The sequence below is a fragment of the Marinicella meishanensis genome (assembly GCF_019931145.1).
In the GTDB taxonomy this organism is placed as follows: Bacteria; Pseudomonadota; Gammaproteobacteria; order Xanthomonadales; family Marinicellaceae; genus Marinicella; species Marinicella meishanensis.
Genome location: NZ_JAIOUV010000009.1, coordinates 142,130 through 166,526, shown reverse-complemented (window position 1 = coordinate 166,526; position 24,397 = coordinate 142,130). Strand labels below are relative to the sequence as shown.

The following is a 24,397-nucleotide window of genomic DNA, read 5'->3' as shown; positions in this document are numbered from 1 at the left end:
TCCAACAAAGCGATGGCTCATGCGGTAAAATATCAGCTCTGAACAGTCGCCCCACACACGGAACAGCAGGAAATCAAGATGAGCAAGAAGACCAATTTAATCTGGATTGATTTGGAAATGACTGGGCTGGACCCGTTCAAGGACCGCATCATCGAAATCGCCACGATAGTCACCAATCAGGAATTGGAGACCATCGCCGAAGGGCCCTGCATCGCCATCCACCAAGAGGAAAAAGTGTTGCAAGCCATGGATGATTGGAACACCGAGCACCACAGCATTTCGGGATTGTGGGACCGGGTGATTGAATCCGATGTCTCGGCCCGCGAAGCCGAACAGTTGACCATTGAGTTTTTACAAGAGCATGTCGACATCCATGCGTCGCCGATGTGTGGCAACAGCATTTGTCAAGACCGCCGGTTTCTGGCCAAATGGATGCCACAATTGGAAAACTACTTTCACTACCGACAAATTGATGTCAGTTCCATCAAGGAGTTGATTCGCCGCTGGAATCCGCAGCTGTTGAATGGTTTTTCCAAATCAGGAGAACACCTGGCCTTGGCTGACATCCGAGAATCGATCAAGGAGTTGCAATACTACCGTCAGTATTTGGGTGAAGTGGGTGGGCAAAAAAAACCACCGGGTTTCACCGGTGGTCTATAAAATTCATTGATGGGTCAGGGTTTCAGGGCAAGTGGTTGCTCAGCACGTCTTTCAAAGCTTTTTCCGTCACTGGCTTGACCAGATATTCTTTGGCGCCTTGACGCAGTCCCCACACCCGATCAGTTTCTAATTTCTTGGTGGTGACAATGATGATGGGGATGTGCGCTGTGCGCTCATCCTTACTGATTTTACGGGTGGCTTGGAATCCATTCAAGTCTGGCATCACCACATCCATCAAGATCAAATCAGGTAATTGCTCACGTGCGATTTGTATCCCCTCCTTACCATCTTCAGTCAAAATGGTTTCATGACCCAGTTTTTCCACAATCTTCTGCATGCCATACAATTGTGAAGGTGAATCATCAATGATCAGTATTCTTGCCATAATGTGTCTTTGTTTTTAACCTAGGATCATCATAATGAATTATCCGGGTAATTGCAAAAAAATGTGATAATTGTGTGGCCATAAACCACTGAAAACGCTGATTGAATCCTAACCGCCCAATCAGCAGCAAAAATTGTCAGCCAATCACCGGTGATGATTTATACATTCAGCCACAAACCACCCGACGATTGGCTGCCTAGCCAGCTCAACTCAGGCCAATTTCACGCAGCCGTTGGTTCAAAAAGTCCCTGGCGGTGATGTTGGGGTATTTGGCCCCGTCACTCAGGCATGAAGGGATGCAACTGAGCACGGCATCGGGATGCGGGTGGCAGAAGAAGGGCATGGAGTAGCGGTCAGAGGTGTCGTCGCTGGGATTGACCACGCGGTGGGTGGTGGCTGGGATGACCTCATTGGCAATGCGCGAGAGCATGTCGCCGGAATCGACCACAATCTGCCCTGGGGTGCTTTCCACCGCCAGCCATTGGCCATCGCGGTCCAACAATTCCAGCCCGCTGTCGGTGGCGCCGACCAACAAAGTGATCAGGTTGATGTCTTCATGCGCCGCAGCCCGCACCGAACCGGGCAGTTCAAACTCAGTCATCGGTGGGTAATGAATGGCCCGCAGGATGGAGTTGCCGTCCAGGGTCATTTTTTCAAAGTAATCTTTGGGCACGTCCAAGGCCGTGGCCAAAGAGCGAAACATGGTCAGGGCCGTGCGGTCCAACTGCTCATACAAGGCATAGGTTTTTTGCTGAAATTCAGGAATTTCGGCCGGCCACAGGTTCTTCGGGTACTCTTGCGCCAAGTGATGTCCTGGTGGCACCTCGCGACCGACGTGCCAAAATTCTTTCAAGTCGGGGTTGCTGCTGTCTTTGGCATGCTCCTGCAGTCGGGGCACATAGCCACGTTTGCCACCGTCATGGATGTTGTATTGTTGTTTGGTGGCCAGCGGCAATTTAAAGAAAGACTTAAAAATCTGGTAACAATCATCCACCAGCTGAAAATCAAATTCATGGGGGTTGAGGACGATGAAACCATAGTCGACCAAGCCGCCATAAAATTCATCCACAAAGCGTTGTTGTTCCAGTTCGGTGCCGATCAGGTAATCCCGCAGGTTCAATTCGGGGACTTTGCGTGGGGCGGGTTCTTGCGCTGTTGCCATGGTGTGGTTTCCTGTTGATTGGGTTTATTGCAGTGTCAATTGAATGCTGGGGGTGCCGGCAGGCACGGTTCTGGCCTCACTGTTGATGTCATCATCACTGGGTGTGGCGCTGCCGGTTTGGCTCAGTTTGGCGGTGAAGACCAGTTCGCTGAAGTCACTGAGCTTGCGATTGCCGTTGAGGCTGTGTTGGTCACCGATGGTCACCGAAACAGGCCAAGAAAACGGGGCTTCAATGGGCACTGCAGCCACCGGCATGGGCGGGCCATCCACCGCCCGGGCATAGACAAACAAGCGGGCGGGTTCATTGAAGGTCATGCCTTTGACCGAGTCTGCGGCATCAATCACCACAAAATAGCTGCTGGCAATGATCGGTTGCGGGGTGGCCTCGGCGATGGGTGGCAGATTCTGGGCGGCCCGGGCTTGGTTGATTTGTTGGGTGATGGTGGCCTGCACATTGGGGCTTTGGACCAGGGGCAACAATTCGGTCCACAGGCTTTCGGCCTGGGGGTATTCACGTTTTTCAAAATGCACAATGCCTTGCAACCACATGCCTTTCTGGTGCCTGGGATTCAGGGCCAAGGCTTGGGCCAAATAGGGCTCAGGTTCACCCAAAAAACTGCCGGTGTTGTTGCGAAAAGCGATGGCTTCAGCCAGATCAACCAAAATGAATGCATTGTTGGGGTCCAGTTGGTTGGCTTTTTGGTAGGCCGCCACGGCGGCTTCGAACTGCCGGGTTGAGCTCATGGCCCTGGCGTACAACAACTGGCCCTCCAGGTCATCAGGGTTGGCCGCCAGTTTGGCTTCCAACTGTTTGATCGCGGTGGCCAAGTCGGGTGCTTGGTTGCTGGCTTGACTGGCGCTGACCCGTTGTTCCAGGGGGATGTCTTGGAACCAGATGTAATCAATCAAAAAACTGGCCGGAATGATCAACAAGCCCACCCAAAGGGTGATGACTCCCTGCTTGGGTTGTTGTTTGAGCTGATTCAGGGCTTGCACCAGGGCGGCTTGCTGGGACTCATCGGCCGTGGCCAATTGTTGGGTCAGCCACCGTTGTTCAGCCGCCCGACCTTGGCGGCGGTACCAAAAATGAAACAAAGCCAAAGCAAACAGGGACAAGCCCAAGTAGATGAGCCATTCATTCATGACTGGGTTCCTCATTGGATGCCACATTGGATTCCCCATTGGAATCCTCGGAGCGTCGTGATTTCTTGATGTTGACATACAACACCAGGCCGCCGATCAAGAACACCACCAGTGGTGAAAACCAAAGAAACACCGTTCTGGCATTCAGTGGCGGATTGTAATTAATGAAATCACCATAGCGGTCAATCATGTATTGCTTGATGGTGGCTTCGTCTTGACCAGCGCGCACAAATTCAGCAATCTGTTTTTTCAAATCGGTGGCCAGGCCGGCAGGTGAGTCCGCCAGGTTTTGATTTTGGCACATCACACAGCGCAGTTCCTTGGTTATTTTTTGGTACAAGGCTTCTTGTTCCGGGGTGTCAAATTCATAGACTTCGATGGCCGCCAAGGGGGCAGCCAACAACAAACAACACAAGGTAAGGAATCGGTTCATAAGCTGATTTGGTCGATCATGGGCAGGAGGTCTTCACGGATGATCTCATCGGTCAAGACCCCTGCGAGTTTATACACGATGATGCCATCGGCATCGATCAGAAAGGTTTCGGGGGCACCGTACACGCCGAGGTTGATGGCGGTGTCACCATGGTAATCCACCAGAATTTCATGGTAAGGATTGCCCCATTTTTGCAGCCAGGCATGGGCATCGGCCGGTTCGTCCTTCCAGTTCAAACCCACCACTTTGATGCGACCAGATTCGGCCAAAGCCTCGACCAATGGGTGCTCCACCTGACAACTGGGACACCAGCTGCCAAACACGTTCAACAAATACGGTTGGCCTTTGAAATCGTCTTGGGTCAGGCGCTGATTGCTGTACAAAGTCGGGTGTTCAAAGGCCGGCACCGGTTTGCCAATCAACGGCGAAGGCAGCACTTCGGTGTGGGTCTCCATGTTGATGGTCAACAGCACAATCAAACCAATGAATACCCCCAAAGGAATCAATGCCAACAACACTTTCTTCATGTCAGCCCCAACCGGTCTTGCATCACTTGATCCGCTTGTTGCCGTTCCATGCGGCGACTGCGGCGGCTGAACAGGGCGATGACAGCGCCGGCCATCATCATCAGCCCGCCAAACCACATCCAACGGATGAAGGGTTTGAGGTAGATCCGGACTGACCAGGCCCCTTGGTCATTGATTTGTTCGCCCAAAGACACGTAGATGTCTTTCAGCACACCGGCCCGGATGTCGGCTTCGGTCATGGGCATTTGTTGTTTTGGGTAAAAGCGTTTTTGCGGGTGCAGGGTCACGATTTCCTCGCCATTTTTGCTGACCACAATGGTGCCTTGTTGGGCCTGGTAATTTTCGATGGCGACCCGTTGAACGCCATTGAACAGGAAATCATAACCCGCCACTTGGGTGGTTTGACCAGGCTTCAGTAACACGTCTTTTTCAATGTCTTTGTGTTCGGTCATGGACATGGCGAACAAGAACACCGCCACCCCCATGTGTGCGGTGGTCATGCCAACCAAGCCGGCATTGAGCTGGCCCGGTGTTTGTTTGAGCTGCCACAAGGTGGCAGAAGCGATCCAAAACCCACCAAACACCCCGGCGGTGGCCCGCAGGTTCAGACCGCCAAAACCCACATAACAGGCGATGGTCAGAACGCTGGCCACGAGGAAATGGGGCAGCAGGGCTTTGATCGCCGTGTGCATCTGGTCGCGGTGCCATTTGAGTTGGGCGCCCAGTGGCAGCAGCACCGCCATGGGAATCATCAACAAGAAAAACATCAGGCCGAAATAAGGTTCACCGACTGAGATTTTCATGTTGAAGTAGTCGAAGATCATTGGAAACAGGGTGCCCAACAAGATGGTGAAGGTGGCGGTGATGAATATCACTGAGTTGGCCAGCATCAGGGTTTCTCTGGATTCCAAGTTGATGGCATCGCGTGATCGCAGTTGATTGACCCGCAGGGCATACAAGGTCAGGGCACCACCGGTATATATCGCCAGCAGCACCAAAATGAACAGACCCCTGAAGGGATCGGCCGCGAATGAATGCACCGAAGTGATGCTGCCAGAACGCACCAAAAACGTGCCCAGCACACACAGGCTGAAGGCGATGATGGCCAACATCACAGTCCAGCCCCGAAAGGCATTTTTGCGCTCACTGACTGCTTGCACATGGATCAAAGCGGTACCGGCCAACCAGGGCAAGAAGGAGGCGTTTTCCACCGGATCCCAGAACCACCAGCCGCCCCAGCCCAGTTCGTAATAAGCCCACCAGCTGCCAAGGATGATGCCAACGGTCAAGAAGGCCCAGGCCAGGTTGGTCCAGCGGCGGGACCAGCGAATCCATTTTTCATCGATTTGCCCGCCGATCAAAGCCGCCACCGCCAGGGCAAAGGCCACCGACAAGCCGACGTAACCAAAATACAGCAAGGGCGGGTGAATGATCATGCCAAAATCTTGCAACAGGGGATTCAAATCACGGCCATCCAATGGCGCCGGATTGGTGATTTCAAAGGGGTTGGAGGCGAACAACACAAAAGCCAAAAAACCGGTGGCAATGATGCCCAACACCGACAGCACCCGGGAGATTTGACTGAGGGTCAATGACCGGCTGTACCGGGACACGGCAGCAATCCACAGGGCCTGCACCGCCACCCACATCAACACCGAACCTTCATGCGCCCCCCAGGTGGCTGTGATGCGGTAGCGCAAGGGCAGGGCCAGGGACGAATTTTGCCACACATAGGTGACCGAAAAGTCCTGCAACATGAACAGGCTGACCAAGATCAGGAAGGTGGTCAGCACCAACACAAACAGCAGGTAAGACAATGGCCGCCCGGTTTGCATCAACGCTTGGTTGTTTTTGAAATAGCCCACCATCGGCAACAGCATCAAGGCTGCAGAGGTGACCAACGACAGAATCAACAGGAATTGTCCGACCGATGCCAACATGGTTATTCATACTCCTTGGATTGGGGTTTGGCGGCTTCCAAAGCGTCTGCGACTTCTGGCGGCATGTAGTTTTCATCGTGTTTGGCCAGCACCTCTTCGGCGATGAACAAGTCGTCTTCGGACATTTGGCCAATGGTGACCACGCCTTGGCCTTCACGGAACAGGTCGGGCAGGATGCCTTCGTATTCTACGGTCACATCGGCGGCGAAATCGGTGACAATGAATTGCACTTTGAGGCTGTCAGGGATGCGTTGCATGCTGCCGTCCTTGACCATGCCACCCAGACGGAAATTGCGGTTGACCGGGAAATCTTGGGCCGCCACTTCGGTGGGGCTCTTGAAAAACATGATGTTGTCTTTGAAGGCGGTGAGGAAGATGGCAGTGGCCAGGGACACGCCCAGGGCCACCAGCAACACCATGATCAAGCGTTTTTTGCGGGTGGGGGTCATGAGTCATCACTCCGTTGGGTGGGTGGGTTGTCAGCTTGGGCTTGGCGGGCACGCTTTTTGAGGGCTGCAGACCGGATGGCCCGGTGCAACTGGGTGCGCTGGGCTTTGATGTTCAAGGCATCCAGCAACAAAGCCACAATGAACACAGCAATCGAGGTCCAAACAAAGAAATCATACTTGCCCATGTCAAACAGTTCCATCATGACGCACCTCCTGATGGCTGGGCGCCCAGCACCGCTTTTTGCACCCATTGTTTCTGTTTTTCGGTTCTCAACAGGTAAATGCGGGCCCGACTGAGCATTGAATAAATGAAATAAAACTTGGTGGCCAGGGCCATCACCAACAGCGGTCTGAGCATGTCCCAGTCGCGGATGCCGGTGGAACCTTCCATCAAAGAAATGGAGGAGCCTTGGTGGATGCTGGTCCACCATTCGACCGAGTAGCGGATGATCGGTAAATTGACCAGCCCAATGATGGCAACCAGGGAGGCCAGACGGGCCGCTTTGCGCGGATCTTCATCATAGGCGGCATAAATGCCAAACACGCCGATGTATAAAAACAGCAATATCAACTCAGAGGTCATGCGGGCATCCCAGTCCCAATAAGTGCCCCACATGGGTTTGCCCCACAACATGCCGGTCAACAAAGTCACCGCGGTGAACAAAGCACCGATGGGCACACTGGCCATCATCACCGCTTCGGCCACTTTCATGCGCCACACAAAAGTCATGATGCCGGCGATGCCGATGATGGCGTAAATGAACAGGCTCATCCAGGCCGCTGGCACATGGACAAAAATAATTCGATATGAATCGCCTTGTTGGTAATCTTCTGGGGCCAAAAACAAACCATCGATCAAACCATAAATGGACAGGGTCAAGGCCAACCAAAACATCGGTCGCAGCCAATGTCCGGTGATGCGATAAAAGCTCGGAGGTGAGCCACATTCATGGTAAAACTTGATGATTCGGTTCATATCAATCCATCACTCCAGGTTGATTCTCACCGCCGCAGCGGCGGCCAACGGTGCCAAGGTCACACTCAAAACGGTACAACCCAACAACAACAGCAAATGATTCATGGCGGTGTTGCCCAAAGTGGTTTCCAACACCGCACCCGCGCCAAAGATCAGCACCGGTGCCAACAACGGCATGACCAACACGCTGAGTAACATGCCACCATTTTTGATGTTCATGATCAGCGCCGATCCCACGGTTCCCAACAAGGAGAATATGGGGGTTGCCAACAACAAAGACAACATCAAAATGCCATAAGCATGGCCCGGTAAATGCAGCAACATGCCGATCACCGGGGCGAACAGGACCACCGGAATGCCAGTGGTGATCCAATGGGCCGTGGCTTTGCTCAAAGCCGCCAGCGACAAACTCATGCCAGACAGCACATACACATCCAGACTGCCGTCTTCGTAATCGTCCTTGAAAATATTTTCCAAGGTGATCAGGGTGCTGAGCAAGGCCAAAATCCAGACCACCGCAGGGGCGATTTTGGACAGGGTTTGGGCGCCGGCTCCCAGGCCCAGCGGGAACATGGTGACGATCAACAACTGAAACACCAAGGGCTGATACAAATTGGATTTCTTGCGCCAAGCCACCAACACATCCCGTTTCATCAAAGACCAAAACTGCATCATCTCCTCAGCATCAAATGGGTTGCAAGGTGATGTGGTGATCGGCCAGGTCATGGATGCGCTGTTGGTCGTGGGCACTGAGCAACACCGCGCCACCTTGTTGTACATGGCATTCGATGATGGCGTACAACCAATCACAACCGGCATGATCCAAATTGACAAACGGCTCATCCAACAGCCAATAGGTTTTGCCCAACAACAACAAGCGACTTAAGGCCAAACGTTTTTTCTGCCCGGCCGACAAGTCACTGGCATGCTGGTATTCATGTCCAGCCAGTCCGGCTTGTTCCAAAGCCGCTTCGATGTCTTGCTGGGGACAGGTCACTTGATTCATCTGCGCCACAAAAGCCAGATTTTCAGCACAGGTTAAATTGGCCTTGTTGCCCAATTTATGACCCAAGTAATGGCTGTTGGCCAACCAGTCATCGGGGTGCTCAGCGGCGCCATACTGCCGTTCCCCCACAGTCAAGCGACTTAATCCAGCCAGGGCCTCCAACAAGGTGGTTTTGCCCGAGCCATTGGGACCGGCTATGACCGCCAGTTCACCCGGCTTCAGAGCCAACGACACCGGTGCAAACAAAACTTCCCCGGCACGTTGGCATTGGGCATGATTTACTTGTAAATGCGGTGTGGTCAAAAGGGTTGATTCAGGGATTTTTTTCGAGGCTGTATTTTAGTTTCCAGGGGGTGAAAAGTAAAGCCATTCAAGGCTTTGCTTGGGTGGCAGATCAATCTTTCATTCAATCATTTGGTTAATCGGATTAGGTTGCGGTTAAATTTTGCCATTCGCCCGGGTTGTTATCGGGCAAATTGATTGGCGGCAGTATCCAATCCAGTGGATTATGTACAACAAAACACACAAATACTGGTGCAAGTGAATGATTTTGCAAAGAAACTTGCAAATAATGGGGTGTTTTTACCATTCATCTTGCAATTGTTACCGTTCGTCAGAAAGCCCAAATGACGAACGGTCTTCGCTCAAAAATTCAGGCTTTTTCCCTTATAGTATTTGCCAAGAATTGGGAATGTAAATTATTTACCACAACTTGAGGGCAATATGAAAAACACTTTGTTAGACCCAGTCAATGATCACCTGACCAAAGAACAAGAAAAGAAACAGATCATGACTGAAATCAAAACCCTGCAACGGGAATTGATCAGGGCGTCATTCAAACAATCCAGTGCACCCGGTGCCTATGCTGCATTGTTGGATGAAATCAATCGCCAACGGGCCAAGCTCAAAGCCTTGAACGGGGCCGCTTAAGCCTCGTCAACCCACGGTCAACAGATCCATGTTGGCCGCAGAAGCCGGACTGCTTTCCCCCTGCGGTTCGGTGTTCTGGCCTCTTTTCCCCAAGGATATGGGATAATCTAGACTTTCAACTACCCAACGACCAAGCATGAAATCATTTCAACATGTGGTGGTTTTGACCGGTGCTGGCATTTCGGCCGAATCAGGACTGTCGACTTTTCGGGACAACAACGGCCTGTGGGACAGCCACCGGGTGGAAGACGTGGCCACGCCTGAAGCCTTTGACCGTGATCCGACTTTGGTCCACCGCTTTTACAACATGCGCCGAGCTGCTTTGTCCACCGTTCAACCCAATGCAGCCCACCAAGCATTGGCCCAAGCGGAGTCTCAATTCGCCTCATTCATGCTGATCACCCAAAACGTCGATGACCTGCATGAACGGGCGGGCAGCGAACAGTTGCTGCACATGCATGGTGAGTTGTTGAAAATTCGCTGTGTGCAATGTCACCAAGTGTCGATTCATGACCAGGATCTGCACACCGATTCGGTGTGTCAGCATTGCCAGCGAACAGGTACAGTGCGCCCCCACATCGTGTGGTTTGGTGAAATGCCCCTGCACATGGATGACATCATGCGGGCCTTATTGCGTTGCGATTTGTTTGTCTCCATCGGTACCTCGGGCACGGTGTATCCTGCTGCTGGCTTCGTTGAAATGGCCAATCAGGCCGGTGCCCATACGGTGGAACTCAACCTCGAACCCAGCGACCAACATTCCCAATTCAAAGAGTCCAGGCAAGGACCGGCCAGCGAATTGGTGCCAGATTTCTTCAAGCAAATCACCTGACCCGGCGCCATTCATTTTTTTGTTGTTTTGCTGAGAGATCAGCGAGACTGGTGACACTTCTCTGACTTAGCCATGTCACGTTTCAAGCAGACAAATGCTTGATCATGATATATTATGTATAAAAATATTCACCTTAAATGACAAATATATGTGATCGAAAAGTATGAATGTTTTGACAATAATAAAAGCCGAGAAAGGGGTGTGCCTTGACCGATCAAAACACTGAAGCAGAAAATTTATCCAAAAAAGCCGGCGAGTTGGCCCGTGGAATCATGGCTGGAGATCAACAATCCAGCAGCCAATTTGTCAATTTACATTACCGCTGGTTGTTGTTCATCGTGCGGAAAAAGTTTGCCCGGGTTTCCGGCCATGAAGACATCGTCCAGGATTCTTTTCTGGTGGTGATCACCAAGCTGCAACAAGGGCAAGTCAGCAACCCCGACACCATCCGCGCTTTCCTGCGCACCACCGCCATCAACATCGGCTACGAATACCTGCGCAAAGACAAAAAATACGCCTCTGCCGTGGATCAGGACAGCCTTGAAGTGTTTGCCGATGCCCGCAGCGATGTGCTGTCCAGCCTCGAATGGGATGAGGGCATCAAGCTGGTCAAACAAGTCATGACTGAACTACCCACCGAACGGGACCGCCAGATCCTCACCCAATTCTACTTCGAAGACCGCGACAAACCCGACATCTGCGAAACCCTGGACCTGTCCAGCGCCCATTTCGATCGCGTGCTGTACCGGGCCAAACAACGGCTCAAGGAACTGATGCAAAAACACCAAGATCATGACGACGTGGGCAAGCGCCCCCAGCAATCCAAACCATTCAGCACGGTGAAAACCAGCAACAAAGGCCCCAAACTGGTCTCCAAATGGATCCACGCCTTGATTGCCTGGTGCCACCCACAACGAGAGGTCCTGGCTGTATGAGCGAATTCCAACCAGACAAGACCATGCTGCGCCACTACCTCCAAAACAAACTGTCCCCCGACGACGAAACCCAACTCGAACTGTGGCTCGCCGACCACCCGGAGGCTTTGGCAGATCTCGAGCTGGACTTGTTGATGCAGGTAGGGGTGGGAACTTCTGAAAATCATGAATTCAATGTTGAGCCCCAAGTCAACATTATGTCGAAGTTTTTGAATGGCATTGCTTATGTGTTGGCAGCAATTTTCATGTCGCAGTTAATATTTGGTAAGTACTTTGTGAATGATTCCCTTACTTTCATTGATCTCGACAACATGAGGGGAGCCGAAAACATCATGTCATATCAAATTAATCCTGATCAAGATCTGATCTTAAGATTTGGAGTTTTGACTGATGATATCTACCAGATGACAGTCAATAACCCAGAAAAAAACAAAAGTTTTCAATTTTTTAATCTCAGGCCCAACGAAAGATTAGACATCATAGTTAAATTATCTTCGAATCAAGTAGAGACAGGCCTGTGGGAGGTTTCGGTTACTGGCAACACAAATACAAGGCAGATTATTTATGAATTAGAAATAAGAAGTGAATAGAGAATAATTAGCAGAGGTATTTATGGATTTGAGATCAATGTTTCCTGAGTTCAAGTATCAATACAACGGGTTAAGTGTGAGCCAAATTAGACTCATCACAGAGGCCATGTCTAATGAACCTGCAGCTGCCTCAAGTATACTCCCTGGGTTCACTTATCTAGGACAATTTATATCTCATGACATTGTCCCAAATACTACTTCTTCCAGTCATTCTAGAGAAAATATAAGTCCGCTCTTGATGTTAAACAGTGTATATGGTGATGATGGAATGGACTCAACCGCTCAAGGTGAGAAAATTTTTGCCGGTGGCTTATTTATTTTGGGTCCAGAGTGTGTAGCTCAGAATGATAGGTTCGACTTGTTTAGAAAAAATGGTCGGGTAATTATTCCAGAAATCAGAAATGCAGAAAACATTATTATCTCTCAATTTCATCTGTTTTGGCAGAAGCTGCATAACACAATTTTTAAAAAATATTTCAGTATTTTCCCACCATATAGACGAGTTGAAGAGGAAACGATTTTTGAATTAACTAAATCCATCGTCATCAAAATATTTCAACAAGTGGTACTAGATGACTTTTTGTATGAAGTATTGGATGATGAAATTTTCCAACTTTATTCATTTGGTACCAATCACCACGAATTCAAAACTGGACCTTATATATTAAATTCTCTTGATGATACTTTTATTCCTAAAGAATTTTCTCATGCCGTTTTTCGTTTCGGGCACAGCTTAATCAGAGGTGAATATAAGTTAAATAAGACAAATACATTTAACTTAGTAGATCTATTAACTCAATCAAATGACCATGGTAATCACATTACAAAAAAACATGAAATCGACTGGAACTTTTTTTTTGGAATAAATGCCAAGGATCAACCTGCTTTTAAGATTGACTTAGAAATTGTGGATGTCATGAAGTCATTAAGAGGTATATTTGATGATGGCAGTTCGCAAGTTAAATCGATCATTGAACTGAATTTAATGGCAGCAGAAATAGCTCAGTTACCAAGTGGCTGGAGTTTGATTCAACACATTAAAGAAAACATTGAACCGTTTAAAAGTTTGAAAAGCTTGAATGATAAATATTACTTAGCACCTAAATCTAATCCATTTGAAAAGGCCATTCCATGTGTCAAAGATTTGCCTTTGTGGCTGTATATATTATTAGAGGCAAAAGAACACAATAAAGGCCATAAATTAGGAAAATTGGGCAGTATTGTCGTTGCTGAAGTTATATACCAAGGAATTAAATTTGCGCCAATATCAGTGCTAAAAGCTAAAACGCAAAATCAAAATTTGATCATACCTTTAGAAGCTCAATTGAACACAATGAGAAGGATTAAAAAAGATCAGGTGGGCGATTTGAGTAGTTCAAATAAAATCAAATTAGATTTACTAAATTCTCATAATCCATTTAAAGAACTATTATTGAAATATAAGCGATTCACAATGATGGATGTGATTACATTTTATGAAAACTATAAAGATTAATTATTACAGGAGGAATCATGACGATAGAGAAGTTTGAATCAGAGTACGGAGTATGTGTTAGTTACACTTGCAATGAAGGTGAATTGATTTCTTATCACCCTAAGCCTGATGGTACTTATGGAGCGCAGAATGTCCTTCAGGTTGACGATAATGGAAATAAGTATATCAAGATGTATGTTAATGATGCATGGTCAGAATACATCAAAGAGAAGGTAGAAAAGGTTAAGTTTAGATACAACTCAAGTGAGGATAGATTGGAAGCATCACCTGAAAAGTTTTTCTTTAATGCATGGAAGCTAACAGATTGGAATATAACTATTGAAGAACACATCGTCGATGGCGTCCCACAATTGGATAAAGAGGGTAATCAGATCATGATTTTTGTGGATGAATTGTTTTGGAAAAAAACCGATCAGAAAGCCGTTGATAACATCATTCTGATTAATGAGGCAATTGAGAAGGGGGATCGAATAAGTAACCCAGAATCAGATTCTGAGTTGTTAGAATTAGCCAAAATAGTCCAAGCCAGAAGAGCCAGAACCACTTGGGAGTGGATAGATAACCCGGTAGATTAGTTAAATGGGCTATTTTTCAGCATTTACTGCGATGTTATTTTTTTCGTGTGCTGTAAACAGCCAAGTAATTTGGCAACACTACAAAGATTTTGAAGTCGAAAAGCACAAAATTTTGTTGGTAAAACTATCGAATAACGCCTTGGACTATGACATCAAAGTAGAAAAGAATGGTGTAATTGATCAGGTACAGAATGGCCCGCAAGAAAGAGGTGGTGAAGAATACCTCGTACTAAGGGGTGATCAGGATATGAGTGTTTACACGATCTGGATCAAGCCAAAATACAATATCAAACGTCAATTCGAGTTGAAGGAATTGCATTTTTATTCAGACAATCTTCATGAAATTTCTTACTTTCAGTTGCAACAAACCATTTCTCAGCTTTGGTACCACGAAACCCTGAACGGCAATAAAGGCATTACCAATTCTCATATCAAAGAGCAGCTTTCTCAATTGCAATTTTCAGAAGAGCAACAGTTGTCCTTGATGAATGTACATGCATGGGTTTGCTTTAAAATGGAAAAATATAAATGTGTTTTAAAGATTGCGAATCAATTAAGTGCTCAGATTAATAAATTTCTTCATCATTACAACGGAGTAAATCTGCAGGCACTAGTATATTTAAAAACCAGAGACTATCAAAATGCTGAAAATTATCTTTACCTGCTCAATCAAATAATACCAGTTTCAGATGAAGCACTCTGGCAACTCAGGCTTGCTGAAGCCAAGATGAATTATGGTTTGGTGCTTTCTTTGAATGGAAAGTTTCAGGGAAATTCAAACTCAAAAGCTAGGGAGAAAATTGAGCAAGCGCAAGCATTGGCTCATGAAATTGGCGATCCCGTCCTGCTTGCCCACAGTCTCAGCATTTTAGCTGCTGATTACACTTTTCAAAATGACTTTTTAATGGCGGAAGTAAATTTGAAGTTGGCGATAGATGTCTTATCTGATTCTGAGACAGAGGTAGGACTTCAAAGCCTTCACAATAATTTGGCGTTTATCTACGGAAAAACTGGAAAACCTGGACAGTCGTTAAAGATATACAGAAAAGCATTAGTGAAGTTGCTCGATTCAAAAGAATTCATAAGAAGTGCAGCAATTTACAACAACATGGGAAAAGTGTATCTCCAGTTGGGTGATAACCAGCAGGCCAAACAATATTATCAGAAAGCACTTTTGACTTACCAAGAGCATAACATAAAAATGGGAATGGCGGTTGCATTGAGGGGGTTGGGAAATGTTGAAAGAAACCAGGGTAATATTAAGAAGGCATTGTCTTTACATCATCAAAGTTTACAAGTTTTTGAAAAAATATCAGAAGATGATGTGGTAGTTACATTAATTGAGCTTGGAAGAGATTATTTGACCAGTGGCCAGATTGAGAAAAGCAAAGAATTCCTTAAAAATGCAGATGACTTAATCACTGAAAAAACACTCATTGGTAACAAATACTCATTGTTGAGTTTGAAAGCATGGATTGCTTATGAAGAAGATAACACTCAAGAGTTTTCACTAATTCTTGCGAAATTAAACAATGGTTTTGCTCAATCTGAATTGCCAATCAATTTACTTCTAGATCGGTATAAATTAAATTTCAAATTATTGACAATTAAAAGTGACTTAGATGGCTTGAAAGAGACATTCAGTGAGGTTCAGTCAATTCTTCAAAACATCAGAGTTCAATTGACAGAAAACACTGAAATTCTTTACTGGCAAAATCAAAGTAACTACTTTGTGGAAGAATATGTTAAAGAATTGAATAAAAAATTTGACGGCCAATCTACTTTGATTGCAGATGAAATTTTTAATGTTCTTGAAAATTATCAAGCAGTTCATTCGAGAAGTAGTAGAAATATCAGCTTATTTAAAAGCGATGATTCAAAAGGAGTGGAGGTAGAAGTCAAAGATAAGTGGGATTCGTACATGCGATTATTGAACAAGTATTTAATCAATGAAAATGGATTAGGACAAAATATCGATTATTTAAAAGTTGATGCAAGCAGACAAGCTTATCTCGAAGCAGTTAATTCTGGTCAATCCAAAAATAGAATTGAACGAATTAAATCGAAATCTATTTCTGAAGTACAAAGTTACATGTCAAGCGATGAGTTGATTGTTAGATTTCACATGCAAAAAGATTTGTTGCTGTCTATAGTTATTATGCATAACTCCTCATCAATCCGAGACCACTCTAAATACACTGAATTTAGGAAGGACTTGATGGATTTGTTAGACCAGGTGAAAACACCAAAGCTATTGAATTTGAATGGGGTTTTTAGACGAATGGCGAGTCTTTTACCCCTCGATTTAATGTTTCAAAACAGCATTAACAAAATTATTGTTGTGACTGATGGTGATTTACATGCATTGCCTTTTGCTGCTTTAAACTTGAGTGATCATAGAGGAGATTATGTACCTTTTATTTCATTATTCGAAATTGTTAGAACTCATTCTGTAAGTGATTATTTTGCTCCCCAGACTTCTTTGTATGACTATGGAAACATTAATAAAGTAGCGGTTTTTGCGGATCCAACATTTAAAGAAGTGAGAGAAATTAACAAAGGTAATTCTGAAAAATTAGGTGATTACATTTTCACTGGTTTTAAAAGTTTGCCATTTACATCGTTTGAAGCAGATATCATCGAATCAATTTTTGGAAAAGAAAACACATTCATTTCTTCAGGAATCGATGCAACCAACCAGTCATTGCTTTCTGATGAAATGCGCTATGTTGATATATTGCACATAGCAACTCATGGGATAATTTTTTCAGAGGATTTGGGAATTTCTGGTCTGGCCACAGCTGTGAATGACCAAGAAAATCATACAGCTCAAGGGCTAATGACTTTGTCAGAATTTCTAAGCGTTCCATTCAAAGTGAATTTAATGGTGATCAGCGGATGTGAAACAATCAATGGTTTGAAAATCAAAGGTGAAGGATTGTTTGGACTGGCAATGGGAGCAATATCAAAAGGTACACAAGCTGTCATCGGTACAATTTGGTCTATATCAGACAAAGCAACACCACGCTTCATGAATGAATTTTATCAACAATTAATGGCGCATGATGGTAATGTTTCTTTTGCACTGTCTGAAGCCAAACGAAGTTTTGCCAGTGGTTTGAATGGTAATCAATTCAGGCATCCTTTTTATTGGGCATCATTTGTATTAATTTCATCTAATAAGTTAGCAACAGAAAAGCTTTTCCATTAATTAATTCAATCAAACAGAAAAATCATGCCCAGCCCATTGACTGGGCCTGGATTTAAATCAGTCTTCGCTGGTTTTCTTGGGGTGGTAGATGTTGAAGCTGAAGCCCAGATCTCCGATGTTGTTGTTGCAGACGGAGAAGCCGAGGGTGTTGGGGTTGCCGTCGGGCGCGTTGGAGACCACCACGGGCGAGCATTCATGATCAAATCGGTATTTTTCTTTGAAGAAACGGGCGGTGGCCAACACCACGGCGTTGCGCATGTCCCGGTTGAATTCAATGATGAAGTACTTGGGTAGGAAGGTGGTGATCACTTTGAATCGGCCTTTTTGAGCCAAGATTTGTCCAGCGGGATCAATTAAACCAAAATATTTTGACATGAGTATTCTCCGGTTAATAAGTCATTAAGGGGTGTGTTGGGTCGTGACCATCTCTCACCTGGGATAAAAAAACATCAAAAGTGGGAGGATGGCTGGCTTCAGTTCACTGGGTGAGACACACCATTGAAATAGGAGAAATTTCATGAAAAACAAAAACTGGTATGCCTGGAACAATTTGATGCCACCCAAGCCCGATACCTTTCACCTCATCGGTGCGGTTTTGGTGCCCAATCCCGGGGTGGAAGCGGTCTTGATTTATCGAGAACCACAGGGTGTCAACCCGGCCATTTTGATCTTGGATTTGCATTTGGTGCAAAAACCTGGAATCTGGCCGCAAGTCATGTCTTGGGCCGATGTCAGATACGACAAAGTGTATTGTCCGGATGAGGCATTGTATTCCCAAGTGGAAGTGTACGAAGCCGGCAATTTGTTGGTGCGGTTGGACGTGGACACCGTCAGTTGAATTTGGCGCCACTCGGATGGGGTTTCATCACCGGTCAAAAGCGATGTACAATGGCCAAAAAATTGTATGGACCGATGCTACATCCCGAGTTGAATCAAGCCGTTTGTGCGGCACTGCAAGACAATGCCTTGTTTTCTGGTATGAATGAAGACCAATTCAGTCAGGTGTTGCGCCATGCTTCCTTGTTGAAGAAAGATCCCGATCAAATGCTGTTTCAGCAGGGGATGGATTTGACCCATTTTTATTTTGTCTATGATGGCGCAGTGAAATTGGGGCGCAACACCATCAAGGGGGATGAAAAAATCATTGAAGTGGTGTTGCCAGGGCGCACCTTTGCCGAAGGGGTGTTGTTTGCTGGGGCGCCGAAATATCCGGTCACCGCCACCGCCATCAAACCGTCGGTGGTGGTCAGCGTCCAGGCTCAACCGTTCTTGCAATTGTTGCGCGGTTCGGCCGATTTGTGCATCAACATGTTGGCCCATTTATCGCATAAGTTGCACTGGATGGTCAAAGAGTTGGATCACCAAACCTTGCACAATGCCTCCTTTCGGGTGATCGATTACTTCCTGTCGCAAGTAACCGCAGTCACCGAAGAGGCCTATCAGCTGAAACTGAAGGTGCCCAAGCGGGACATCGCTTCGCGATTGTCGATCAAGCCGGAAACTTTTTCCAGGGCCCTGAAATCATTGGAAAACAAATCGCTGATTGAGGTGCATGAGAAAAAGATCATCCTGAAAAACGTCGCTGAACTGCGCAACTTGTTGGAATCCGAAGAATTGTGATCCCATTAAAAAAAGCGCCGCCCTCGGAGGAAGTCAGCGCTTGCGCTTTCGATGTCATCGATGGGGTTCTGTGCATCATCCATGGTTAATTTTTCTGGCCATCCTTGGCCACCTCAGGTTCCCTCAATCAATAGACATCTTCGACGGTGTTGTGCACGTTGAATTTACCGGTGGGGGTGATCAATCGGTCGTCTTTGATGACGTGCTTCAGTTTGCGGGTTTTGTCGTCAACCACCACGATGGCTGATTGCTGATCCTTGCCATTCCACACGGAGAACCACACTTCGTCGCCCTGCATGTTGTACTCGGGTTGCACCACGCGTTTGGCCCCTTCGCCCAGGTCAGCCCATTCGGCGATCGGCAGCACTTCAAACCCGGCATCCAGGTCTTTGACATTGTAGACCGCCACGCTTTGTGAAATGGCGGGGTCTGGATTCAACGGGGTGTCGACCCACAGGTTGTTGGATTTGGGGTGGGATTTGACGAACAATGAACCACCGCCTTGGCCGTGCAGGGTGCGCACCACTTGCCAGGCATTTTTGCTTTTGGCATCGGTGCTCAAGAAGGTGATCTTGTCGTTACCCAGGGCACTGGTGATCCACACTGGACCATGCTCAGGGTCATCCACATTGGCCCCACGTCCGGGATGGGGGATCTTATCCACATCGGTCAGCGACACCAGTTTGCGGTCTTTGGAGTCGATCACCGCAATTTTGTCCGATTGGTTGGCCGCGGTGAGGAAGTAACGCTTGCTGCGGTCCCAGCCGCCATCATGCAAGAAACGCGCCGCATTGATGGTGGTCACGGTCAAGTTGTCAATGTCCGAATAATTGACCAGCAGAATTTTCCCGGTTTCTTTGATGTTGACGATGAATTCAGGGTGTTGGTGTGATGCCACAATCGCTGCCACCCGAGGTTCGGGGTGGTACTCTTGGGTGTCGACGGTCATGCCACGGGTGGAGACGATGCGTTTGGGTTCCAGGGTGTCACCATCCATGATGGTGTATTGGGGTGGCCAATACGAGCCGGCAATGGCATATTGGTCCTCATACCCTTTGTACTTGGAGGTTTCCACCGACCGCGCTTCCAGGCCCACTTTGATGGTGGCCACGATTTGGGGTGGGTTCATGTACAGATCAATCATGTCCACTTTGGCGTCACGACCGATGGTGTAGATGTAGCGGCTGGATGCCGATGTTCTGGAAATGTGTACGGCATAACCGGTTTTCAGGATGCTGACGATTTCTTTGGTGTCACCATCAATGATCGCCACTTCACCGGAGTCACGCAATGTGACTGAGAAGAAGTTTTCATGATTGCGTTTGTGTTGTGGTGTCTTGGGACGGTCTTTGGGGTCCACCAACACCTGCCAAGTTTCTTTCATCTCTTTCATGCCCCATTGGGGTGGGGTGGGCGGCTCGTGTTGCAAAAAACGGGCCAAAGTGTCGATCTCGGCTTCGGTGAAGTCGCCTGAGGTGCCCCAGTTGGGCATGCCGGCTGGTGAGCCGTAGGTGATCAAGGTTTTCAGGTAATCGGTGCCTTTCTCACGGGTGATGTCGGTGGTCAGCGGTTTGCCGGTGGCGCCTTTGCGCAACACCCCATGACAGCCAGCACAGCGTTCGAAATAAACTTTGGTGGCAAAGGCAAACTGATCTTTGGTCATTTCTGGCCCTTCAGAATCGATCATTTGGACCGTCATTGCTGGGTCAATGGCTGACTTGGTGCCTTTGTAGCTGGCTTCCGCTGATGAGCTCATGGGATGGTCTGCCGCCGCACCGCTGGGCACCGCCGCCGCTTCATTGCGCAATGCCGCCACTTCGGCCGCCGATACCTGGTAGCCTTCGTTGCCCCAACTGTGCATCACATAGGTCACCACATTGGCCACTTGTTCATCATCCAGATAACTCAAGTTCGGCATCACGGCGTTGTATTTTTTGCCATTCACCACGATCTCACCGGACAAGCCACCAATCACGGTTTTGATGGCCCGATTCTTGTCGGCCAACATGAAGTCCGAGGCGGCCAATGGGGGAAACGCACCAGCCAGGCCTTGACCATTGACTTGGTGACAGGCTGTGCAATAGGTTTGATACAGTTTTTCACCGGCCTGGATTTGACTGGCCAAATCGGTGCTGCCTGCTTTCATTTCGGCTTTGTGTTCAGCCAAGGCATCGTTGCCACTGGGGGCATCGGCGGCACAGGCGCTGATGCCTGTGAGCAAGCCGGCAATCAGCAGCGTGCGTTTCATGGTTTTCATGTTTTTCTCCTCATACTTTGCTGGTTAGGAAGCCAAATTCAGTGGCTGCTGCGCACAGCGAACCGGTGGTTGGCGAACTCTCTGGGTTAATTTACTGCGCCTGGTGGTGCTTGTAATTGATGTAAGTCAATTCGGGTTTCATGGACAATTTCCAGGCTTCACCATTGTGCGGTATAGGCGACCTTGACATGCCTTGACGCCTGGGTCATGGCTTCGATGATGGGGTCTGAGGCATCGAAATTTCGCACCTGTTGCCACAACCAGTATTTTTTGTTGGTCAGGTTGTGGATGCCGACTCGGATTTGGTGCTTCGCATTGATTTGATACCCAGTGACCCAATCGAAGGTGGCATAACCCGGTGTGCGAAACAGTTCTTGATCCGGATCATCGACCCGGTCCTGGGCTTGGCTGAATGTCCCGTACAAGGTGGCATCCCAGCGGTCATCGGCCGAGCGCCATCGCAAGTGGCCCGTGGCTTTGGGAGGTGAAATGTGATTCAGTGGTTGCTTGGTGCGGTCATTCTCGCCGCGGGTCCAAGCCAGTTGCCAGCCAGTTGACCATTGTTCAGAAAACTGCCATTGGTAGTCCAATTCGGCCCCATAAATGGTCGCGTCTTCGACATTTCTGGATTGAAATACCAGGGCGCCGGTGTCCGGATCCATGCCCACCAGGTCACGGCTGACGATCAAGTCCTGATAATCATTGTGAAACACATTGACGTGTAGTTGATGTACATCTCCGTCGAAGCGAAAACCCAATTCAAAACCATGGGAGGTTTCAGAGCGCAAATCGGGGTTGGGGATGGCCCGGTAATTGAACAAGGCCAGGTTAAAACCGATGTTGACATCGTCATAGGGTGGGGCGCGGAAGCCGCGAACGTATTGGGCATACACATTGATTTGTTCGTTGAGGTCATACATCAGGCCCAATTTGGGTGAAAAATCTGACTCCGAAATGGACACGATGGCAGCCGCAGCGGAGCCATTGTCAAACAAGGCATCGCGCTTGGGTGACAGGCGGTAATGGTCAAAACGCATTGCCGGCACCCAGGTCCAGGCCGAATCACCGATGCGGATTTCATCATGAATGAACAGGCCCAATTCGCTGACATCGGTGACCGGAAAGTCGCGCAAGGGAAAATTTTCACCCAGCACCATATTCGTGGTGGTGTTGCTGTTGAGGTTGGTTTCGGTGGCGTTGCGTGATTCAACCACCTCGGTCTCCACCCATTCCAGGCCATAGATCAACTGATGCTCACTGTACTCGGTGCTGAAGGCTTTGGTGAAATTCAACTCCAGCCCCAGCCTTTTGCTGTCAAAATTAAACTGCCGGTTTTGCAGCAAGGGTGTGCCGCTGCGGGAAAAGCGGTTTTCAGTGGTGTTTTGTTCAAACTCGGTGTTGGCGTGGTAAACCAAGGCGCTGCCGGCATCGGCCCAAGCACCATGGATGTTGAATTCATGGGTGACATGGAATTGCTGGTCTTGGGAGTCATCCAGACCACTCAATTGGGTGGTGCGCACAAAGCGGCCTTGACCGATGAACGAATTGATTTGGGTGAATTGGTCGCGTTGCGCCGCGCGCAGGCCCAAGGTCAATGTGTTGCCACCGCTGGTGTCGACTTGCCACTTGGCAAACAGCGATTGGGCATCCCAATCGGCGGTGTCTTTGCCCAGATTGGAATTCTCATTGACCACCCCTTTGCCATCGCGCTGGGTGGCTGACAACAAAAGGCCCTGTTGTTCGAAGTCCCAAGCGGCACTGAGGGTGGCGAAACGACCATGTCGGCGACCATCAAAGCCCAGGCGCAACCGGGTCCATTGGTCATCATCGTGCCGCGCCAACAGCACATCAGGGTCCCAGGTGTTGATCGCCACAATCCCACCCAAGGCATCGCTGCCATACAGCGTGGAAGCCGGGCCTTTGAGGATCTCGATGTTTTGAATCAAGTCAATTTCAGGAAAGCTGGCGCTGGCAAATGAGTAAGAGCCCAAGTCAAAGGCTTTGGCATTGGGCACGCCGTCAATTTCCACCACCACCCGATTGCCACCGATGCCCCGGATGTTGAGGCCGGTGGTGCCAAAGCGGGTGCCGCCGTCTTCGATGTGGACATTGGCTTGGTATTGGATGGCGTCCTGGATGTCTTGACTGATGGTCTCGGACAATTGTTCGGCATCAATCACAATGACATCGCCCACCACCTCTTGCACCGGTCGGGCTTGTTTGTAAGCCACCACCACCAGATCATCCAGTGCGGTTGGCTCGTCAGGAGTCGGAATATTTTGCGCCAGCGCGCTCGCAGACAGTGCCAGCATGGCACCCATACAGACCATTGATTTCATACTTTATGCTCTTTTTACAAAGGATGTGGATACTTTAAAATCCGCACAAAGTGTTGTCATTGACCTGCATCAAGTCGGTATTTCAAGCACCGAAAAAACAGGCATTTGATGACCCAGGTCAAGGTTTGGTGCTGGCCACAAGTTGCAGACAAAAATGAACCGATGGTGTGACTCATGGGTATAATGCCCCCATGCAACAACCCGACCCCCAAAGACCCAACAACCGAACCAAGCCGTCAAAGCTGATGGTGATGTTGATCCTGTTACCGATCTTGGTCGTCTTGCTGATGTGGGCATTTTGGCACCTGTTCCAAAGCAGTCGCCATCATGCTGAAGCCAACTTGGGTGGTTCGCCGGGTATCGGTAAATACAATTGGCAACAGCTGTACCTTGATAACCGGCATTGGTTAGTGCAAAACATGGATACTTGCCCAGCAGATCTGCTGACCCCTGATGGATTGCACAATTTATATACCGAGGGTCAATGTGACACAGCCATGTTCGATTGTTTGACTGCCTGTCGCCAAGGTGATGCAGCACGTTGCTTTAATTTGGGAATCGAAGTGCAAAAACTTGAAGATCCCGGCCAAGATGCATTCAGTGAATCCCTCTTTCAGCACGCTTGTGCTGGTGGTTCAGTGCTGGCATGTACCAACCGGGCTGCTGGCATTTCGATGATTGATGCCGATGAGTCCAATGGCTGTGCTGTGAGAACATACCAAAAAACATGTCGGCAGGATGAGGTGTGGGGCTGCACGATGCTGGGTCACCACCTGGCCAGGGGGCGTGGTATTGAAAAAGACTTCACCCAAGCCAAACAGTTTTTGCATAAAGCTTGTGACATAGACCCGGATACCGAAGCGTGTGACAATGCCAAAGACATTTTGGTGCAAATAGCGGCCATCGAGGCCGAGTCATCACCCACTGAATGA

The 24,397-nt window shown here is 48.3% G+C and carries 25 protein-coding genes; 11 read left to right on the top strand and 14 right to left on the bottom strand.

Annotated elements, in window-relative coordinates:
- Positions 1–78 precede the first annotated feature (78 nt).
- The gene (orn, locus tag K7G70_RS15305) at positions 79–660 is read left to right on the top strand and encodes an oligoribonuclease (RefSeq protein WP_223789522.1); all 582 of its coding nucleotides are present in this window, start codon (positions 79–81) and stop codon (positions 658–660) included.
- 22 nt (positions 661–682) lie between these two features.
- Here the strand turns inward: orn and K7G70_RS15300 are convergent, their stop codons facing one another.
- The 11 genes from K7G70_RS15300 to ccmA all read right to left on the bottom strand — a co-directional run bounded on the left by K7G70_RS15300 (position 683) and on the right by ccmA (position 8,984).
- Positions 683–1,045, bottom strand: coding sequence for a response regulator (locus tag K7G70_RS15300; protein ID WP_223789521.1), 363 nt, complete (start codon positions 1,043–1,045; stop codon positions 683–685).
- 205 nt (positions 1,046–1,250) lie between these two features.
- Positions 1,251–2,207 (bottom strand): isopenicillin N synthase family dioxygenase, encoded by a 957-nt coding sequence (locus tag K7G70_RS15295; protein ID WP_223789520.1) that lies wholly within the window; start codon positions 2,205–2,207, stop codon positions 1,251–1,253.
- A gap of 24 nt (positions 2,208–2,231) precedes the next feature.
- Positions 2,232–3,350, bottom strand: coding sequence for a tetratricopeptide repeat protein (locus K7G70_RS15290; RefSeq protein WP_223789519.1), 1,119 nt, complete (start codon positions 3,348–3,350; stop codon positions 2,232–2,234).
- Positions 3,343–3,783: a cytochrome c-type biogenesis protein gene (locus K7G70_RS15285; RefSeq protein WP_223789518.1), complete on the bottom strand. Its 441-nt coding sequence runs from the start codon at positions 3,781–3,783 to the stop codon at positions 3,343–3,345. Before K7G70_RS15285 ends, K7G70_RS15290 begins: the two co-directional genes overlap by 8 nt.
- The gene (locus tag K7G70_RS15280; protein WP_223789517.1) at positions 3,780–4,310 is read right to left on the bottom strand and encodes a DsbE family thiol:disulfide interchange protein; all 531 of its coding nucleotides are present in this window, start codon (positions 4,308–4,310) and stop codon (positions 3,780–3,782) included. The genes K7G70_RS15285 and K7G70_RS15280 overlap by 4 nt, the downstream gene beginning before the upstream one ends.
- Positions 4,307–6,250 carry a heme lyase CcmF/NrfE family subunit gene (locus tag K7G70_RS15275; RefSeq protein WP_223789516.1) on the bottom strand — a complete coding sequence of 648 codons (1,944 nt, stop codon included), beginning with the start codon at positions 6,248–6,250 and terminating at the stop codon, positions 4,307–4,309. The genes K7G70_RS15280 and K7G70_RS15275 overlap by 4 nt, the downstream gene beginning before the upstream one ends.
- 2 nt (positions 6,251–6,252) lie before the next feature.
- Complete coding sequence (gene ccmE, locus K7G70_RS15270; protein ID WP_223789515.1) at positions 6,253–6,699, bottom strand: cytochrome c maturation protein CcmE; 447 nt, start codon at positions 6,697–6,699, stop codon at positions 6,253–6,255.
- Positions 6,696–6,902 carry a heme exporter protein CcmD gene (gene ccmD / locus K7G70_RS15265; protein ID WP_223789514.1) on the bottom strand — a complete coding sequence of 69 codons (207 nt, stop codon included), beginning with the start codon at positions 6,900–6,902 and terminating at the stop codon, positions 6,696–6,698. Before ccmD ends, ccmE begins: the two co-directional genes overlap by 4 nt.
- Positions 6,899–7,675, bottom strand: a complete 777-nt coding sequence (gene ccmC, locus K7G70_RS15260) for a heme ABC transporter permease CcmC (RefSeq protein WP_223789513.1) — start codon at positions 7,673–7,675, stop codon at positions 6,899–6,901. The genes ccmD and ccmC overlap by 4 nt, the downstream gene beginning before the upstream one ends.
- 9 nt (positions 7,676–7,684) lie before the next feature.
- Entirely contained in the window at positions 7,685–8,347 is a 663-nt protein-coding gene (gene ccmB, locus K7G70_RS15255) for a heme exporter protein CcmB (protein ID WP_223789512.1), read from the bottom strand.
- Positions 8,348–8,360: 13 nt separating this feature from the next.
- Positions 8,361–8,984: a heme ABC exporter ATP-binding protein CcmA gene (ccmA, locus tag K7G70_RS15250; RefSeq protein ID WP_223789511.1), complete on the bottom strand. Its 624-nt coding sequence runs from the start codon at positions 8,982–8,984 to the stop codon at positions 8,361–8,363.
- Positions 8,985–9,404: 420 nt separating this feature from the next.
- Here ccmA and K7G70_RS15245 point away from each other — a divergent pair, with 420 nt between their 5' ends.
- The 7 genes from K7G70_RS15245 to K7G70_RS15215 all read left to right on the top strand — a co-directional run bounded on the left by K7G70_RS15245 (position 9,405) and on the right by K7G70_RS15215 (position 17,249).
- Positions 9,405–9,611: a hypothetical protein gene (locus K7G70_RS15245; RefSeq protein ID WP_223789510.1), complete on the top strand. Its 207-nt coding sequence runs from the start codon at positions 9,405–9,407 to the stop codon at positions 9,609–9,611.
- A gap of 136 nt (positions 9,612–9,747) precedes the next feature.
- Positions 9,748–10,443: a Sir2 family NAD+-dependent deacetylase gene (cobB, locus tag K7G70_RS15240; protein ID WP_223789509.1), complete on the top strand. Its 696-nt coding sequence runs from the start codon at positions 9,748–9,750 to the stop codon at positions 10,441–10,443.
- A gap of 206 nt (positions 10,444–10,649) precedes the next feature.
- The gene (locus tag K7G70_RS15235) at positions 10,650–11,378 is read left to right on the top strand and encodes an RNA polymerase sigma factor (protein WP_223789508.1); all 729 of its coding nucleotides are present in this window, start codon (positions 10,650–10,652) and stop codon (positions 11,376–11,378) included.
- Positions 11,375–11,968 (top strand): hypothetical protein, encoded by a 594-nt coding sequence (locus K7G70_RS15230; protein ID WP_223789507.1) that lies wholly within the window; start codon positions 11,375–11,377, stop codon positions 11,966–11,968. The genes K7G70_RS15235 and K7G70_RS15230 overlap by 4 nt, the downstream gene beginning before the upstream one ends.
- Positions 11,969–12,074: 106 nt before the next feature.
- Positions 12,075–13,463, top strand: a complete 1,389-nt coding sequence (locus tag K7G70_RS15225; protein WP_223789506.1) for a peroxidase family protein — start codon at positions 12,075–12,077, stop codon at positions 13,461–13,463.
- 17 nt (positions 13,464–13,480) lie between these two features.
- A complete protein-coding gene (locus tag K7G70_RS15220) occupies positions 13,481–14,038 on the top strand; it encodes a hypothetical protein (RefSeq protein ID WP_223789505.1) in 558 nt (185 codons plus the stop codon).
- A gap of 4 nt (positions 14,039–14,042) precedes the next feature.
- Positions 14,043–17,249 carry a CHAT domain-containing protein gene (locus K7G70_RS15215; RefSeq protein ID WP_223789504.1) on the top strand — a complete coding sequence of 1,069 codons (3,207 nt, stop codon included), beginning with the start codon at positions 14,043–14,045 and terminating at the stop codon, positions 17,247–17,249.
- A 57-nt stretch (positions 17,250–17,306) separates the two neighbouring features.
- Here the strand turns inward: K7G70_RS15215 and K7G70_RS15210 are convergent, their stop codons facing one another.
- Positions 17,307–17,624 (bottom strand): hypothetical protein, encoded by a 318-nt coding sequence (locus tag K7G70_RS15210; RefSeq protein WP_223789503.1) that lies wholly within the window; start codon positions 17,622–17,624, stop codon positions 17,307–17,309.
- Between the two features lie 142 nt (positions 17,625–17,766).
- Here K7G70_RS15210 and K7G70_RS15205 point away from each other — a divergent pair, with 142 nt between their 5' ends.
- Both K7G70_RS15205 and K7G70_RS15200 read left to right on the top strand, forming a co-directional pair.
- Positions 17,767–18,087 carry a hypothetical protein gene (locus K7G70_RS15205; RefSeq protein ID WP_223789502.1) on the top strand — a complete coding sequence of 107 codons (321 nt, stop codon included), beginning with the start codon at positions 17,767–17,769 and terminating at the stop codon, positions 18,085–18,087.
- Positions 18,088–18,137: 50 nt separating this feature from the next.
- Positions 18,138–18,869 carry a Crp/Fnr family transcriptional regulator gene (locus K7G70_RS15200; RefSeq protein ID WP_223789501.1) on the top strand — a complete coding sequence of 244 codons (732 nt, stop codon included), beginning with the start codon at positions 18,138–18,140 and terminating at the stop codon, positions 18,867–18,869.
- Between the two features lie 127 nt (positions 18,870–18,996).
- Here K7G70_RS15200 and K7G70_RS15195 read toward each other — a convergent pair whose 3' ends face one another.
- Both K7G70_RS15195 and K7G70_RS15190 read right to left on the bottom strand, forming a co-directional pair.
- Complete coding sequence (locus K7G70_RS15195) at positions 18,997–21,126, bottom strand: cytochrome D1 domain-containing protein (protein ID WP_305067301.1); 2,130 nt, start codon at positions 21,124–21,126, stop codon at positions 18,997–18,999.
- Between the two features lie 158 nt (positions 21,127–21,284).
- Positions 21,285–23,465, bottom strand: a complete 2,181-nt coding sequence (locus K7G70_RS15190) for a TonB-dependent hemoglobin/transferrin/lactoferrin family receptor (RefSeq protein ID WP_223789500.1) — start codon at positions 23,463–23,465, stop codon at positions 21,285–21,287.
- A gap of 191 nt (positions 23,466–23,656) precedes the next feature.
- Between K7G70_RS15190 and K7G70_RS15185 the strand changes: the two genes are divergently transcribed.
- Complete coding sequence (locus K7G70_RS15185; RefSeq protein WP_223789499.1) at positions 23,657–24,397, top strand: tetratricopeptide repeat protein; 741 nt, start codon at positions 23,657–23,659, stop codon at positions 24,395–24,397.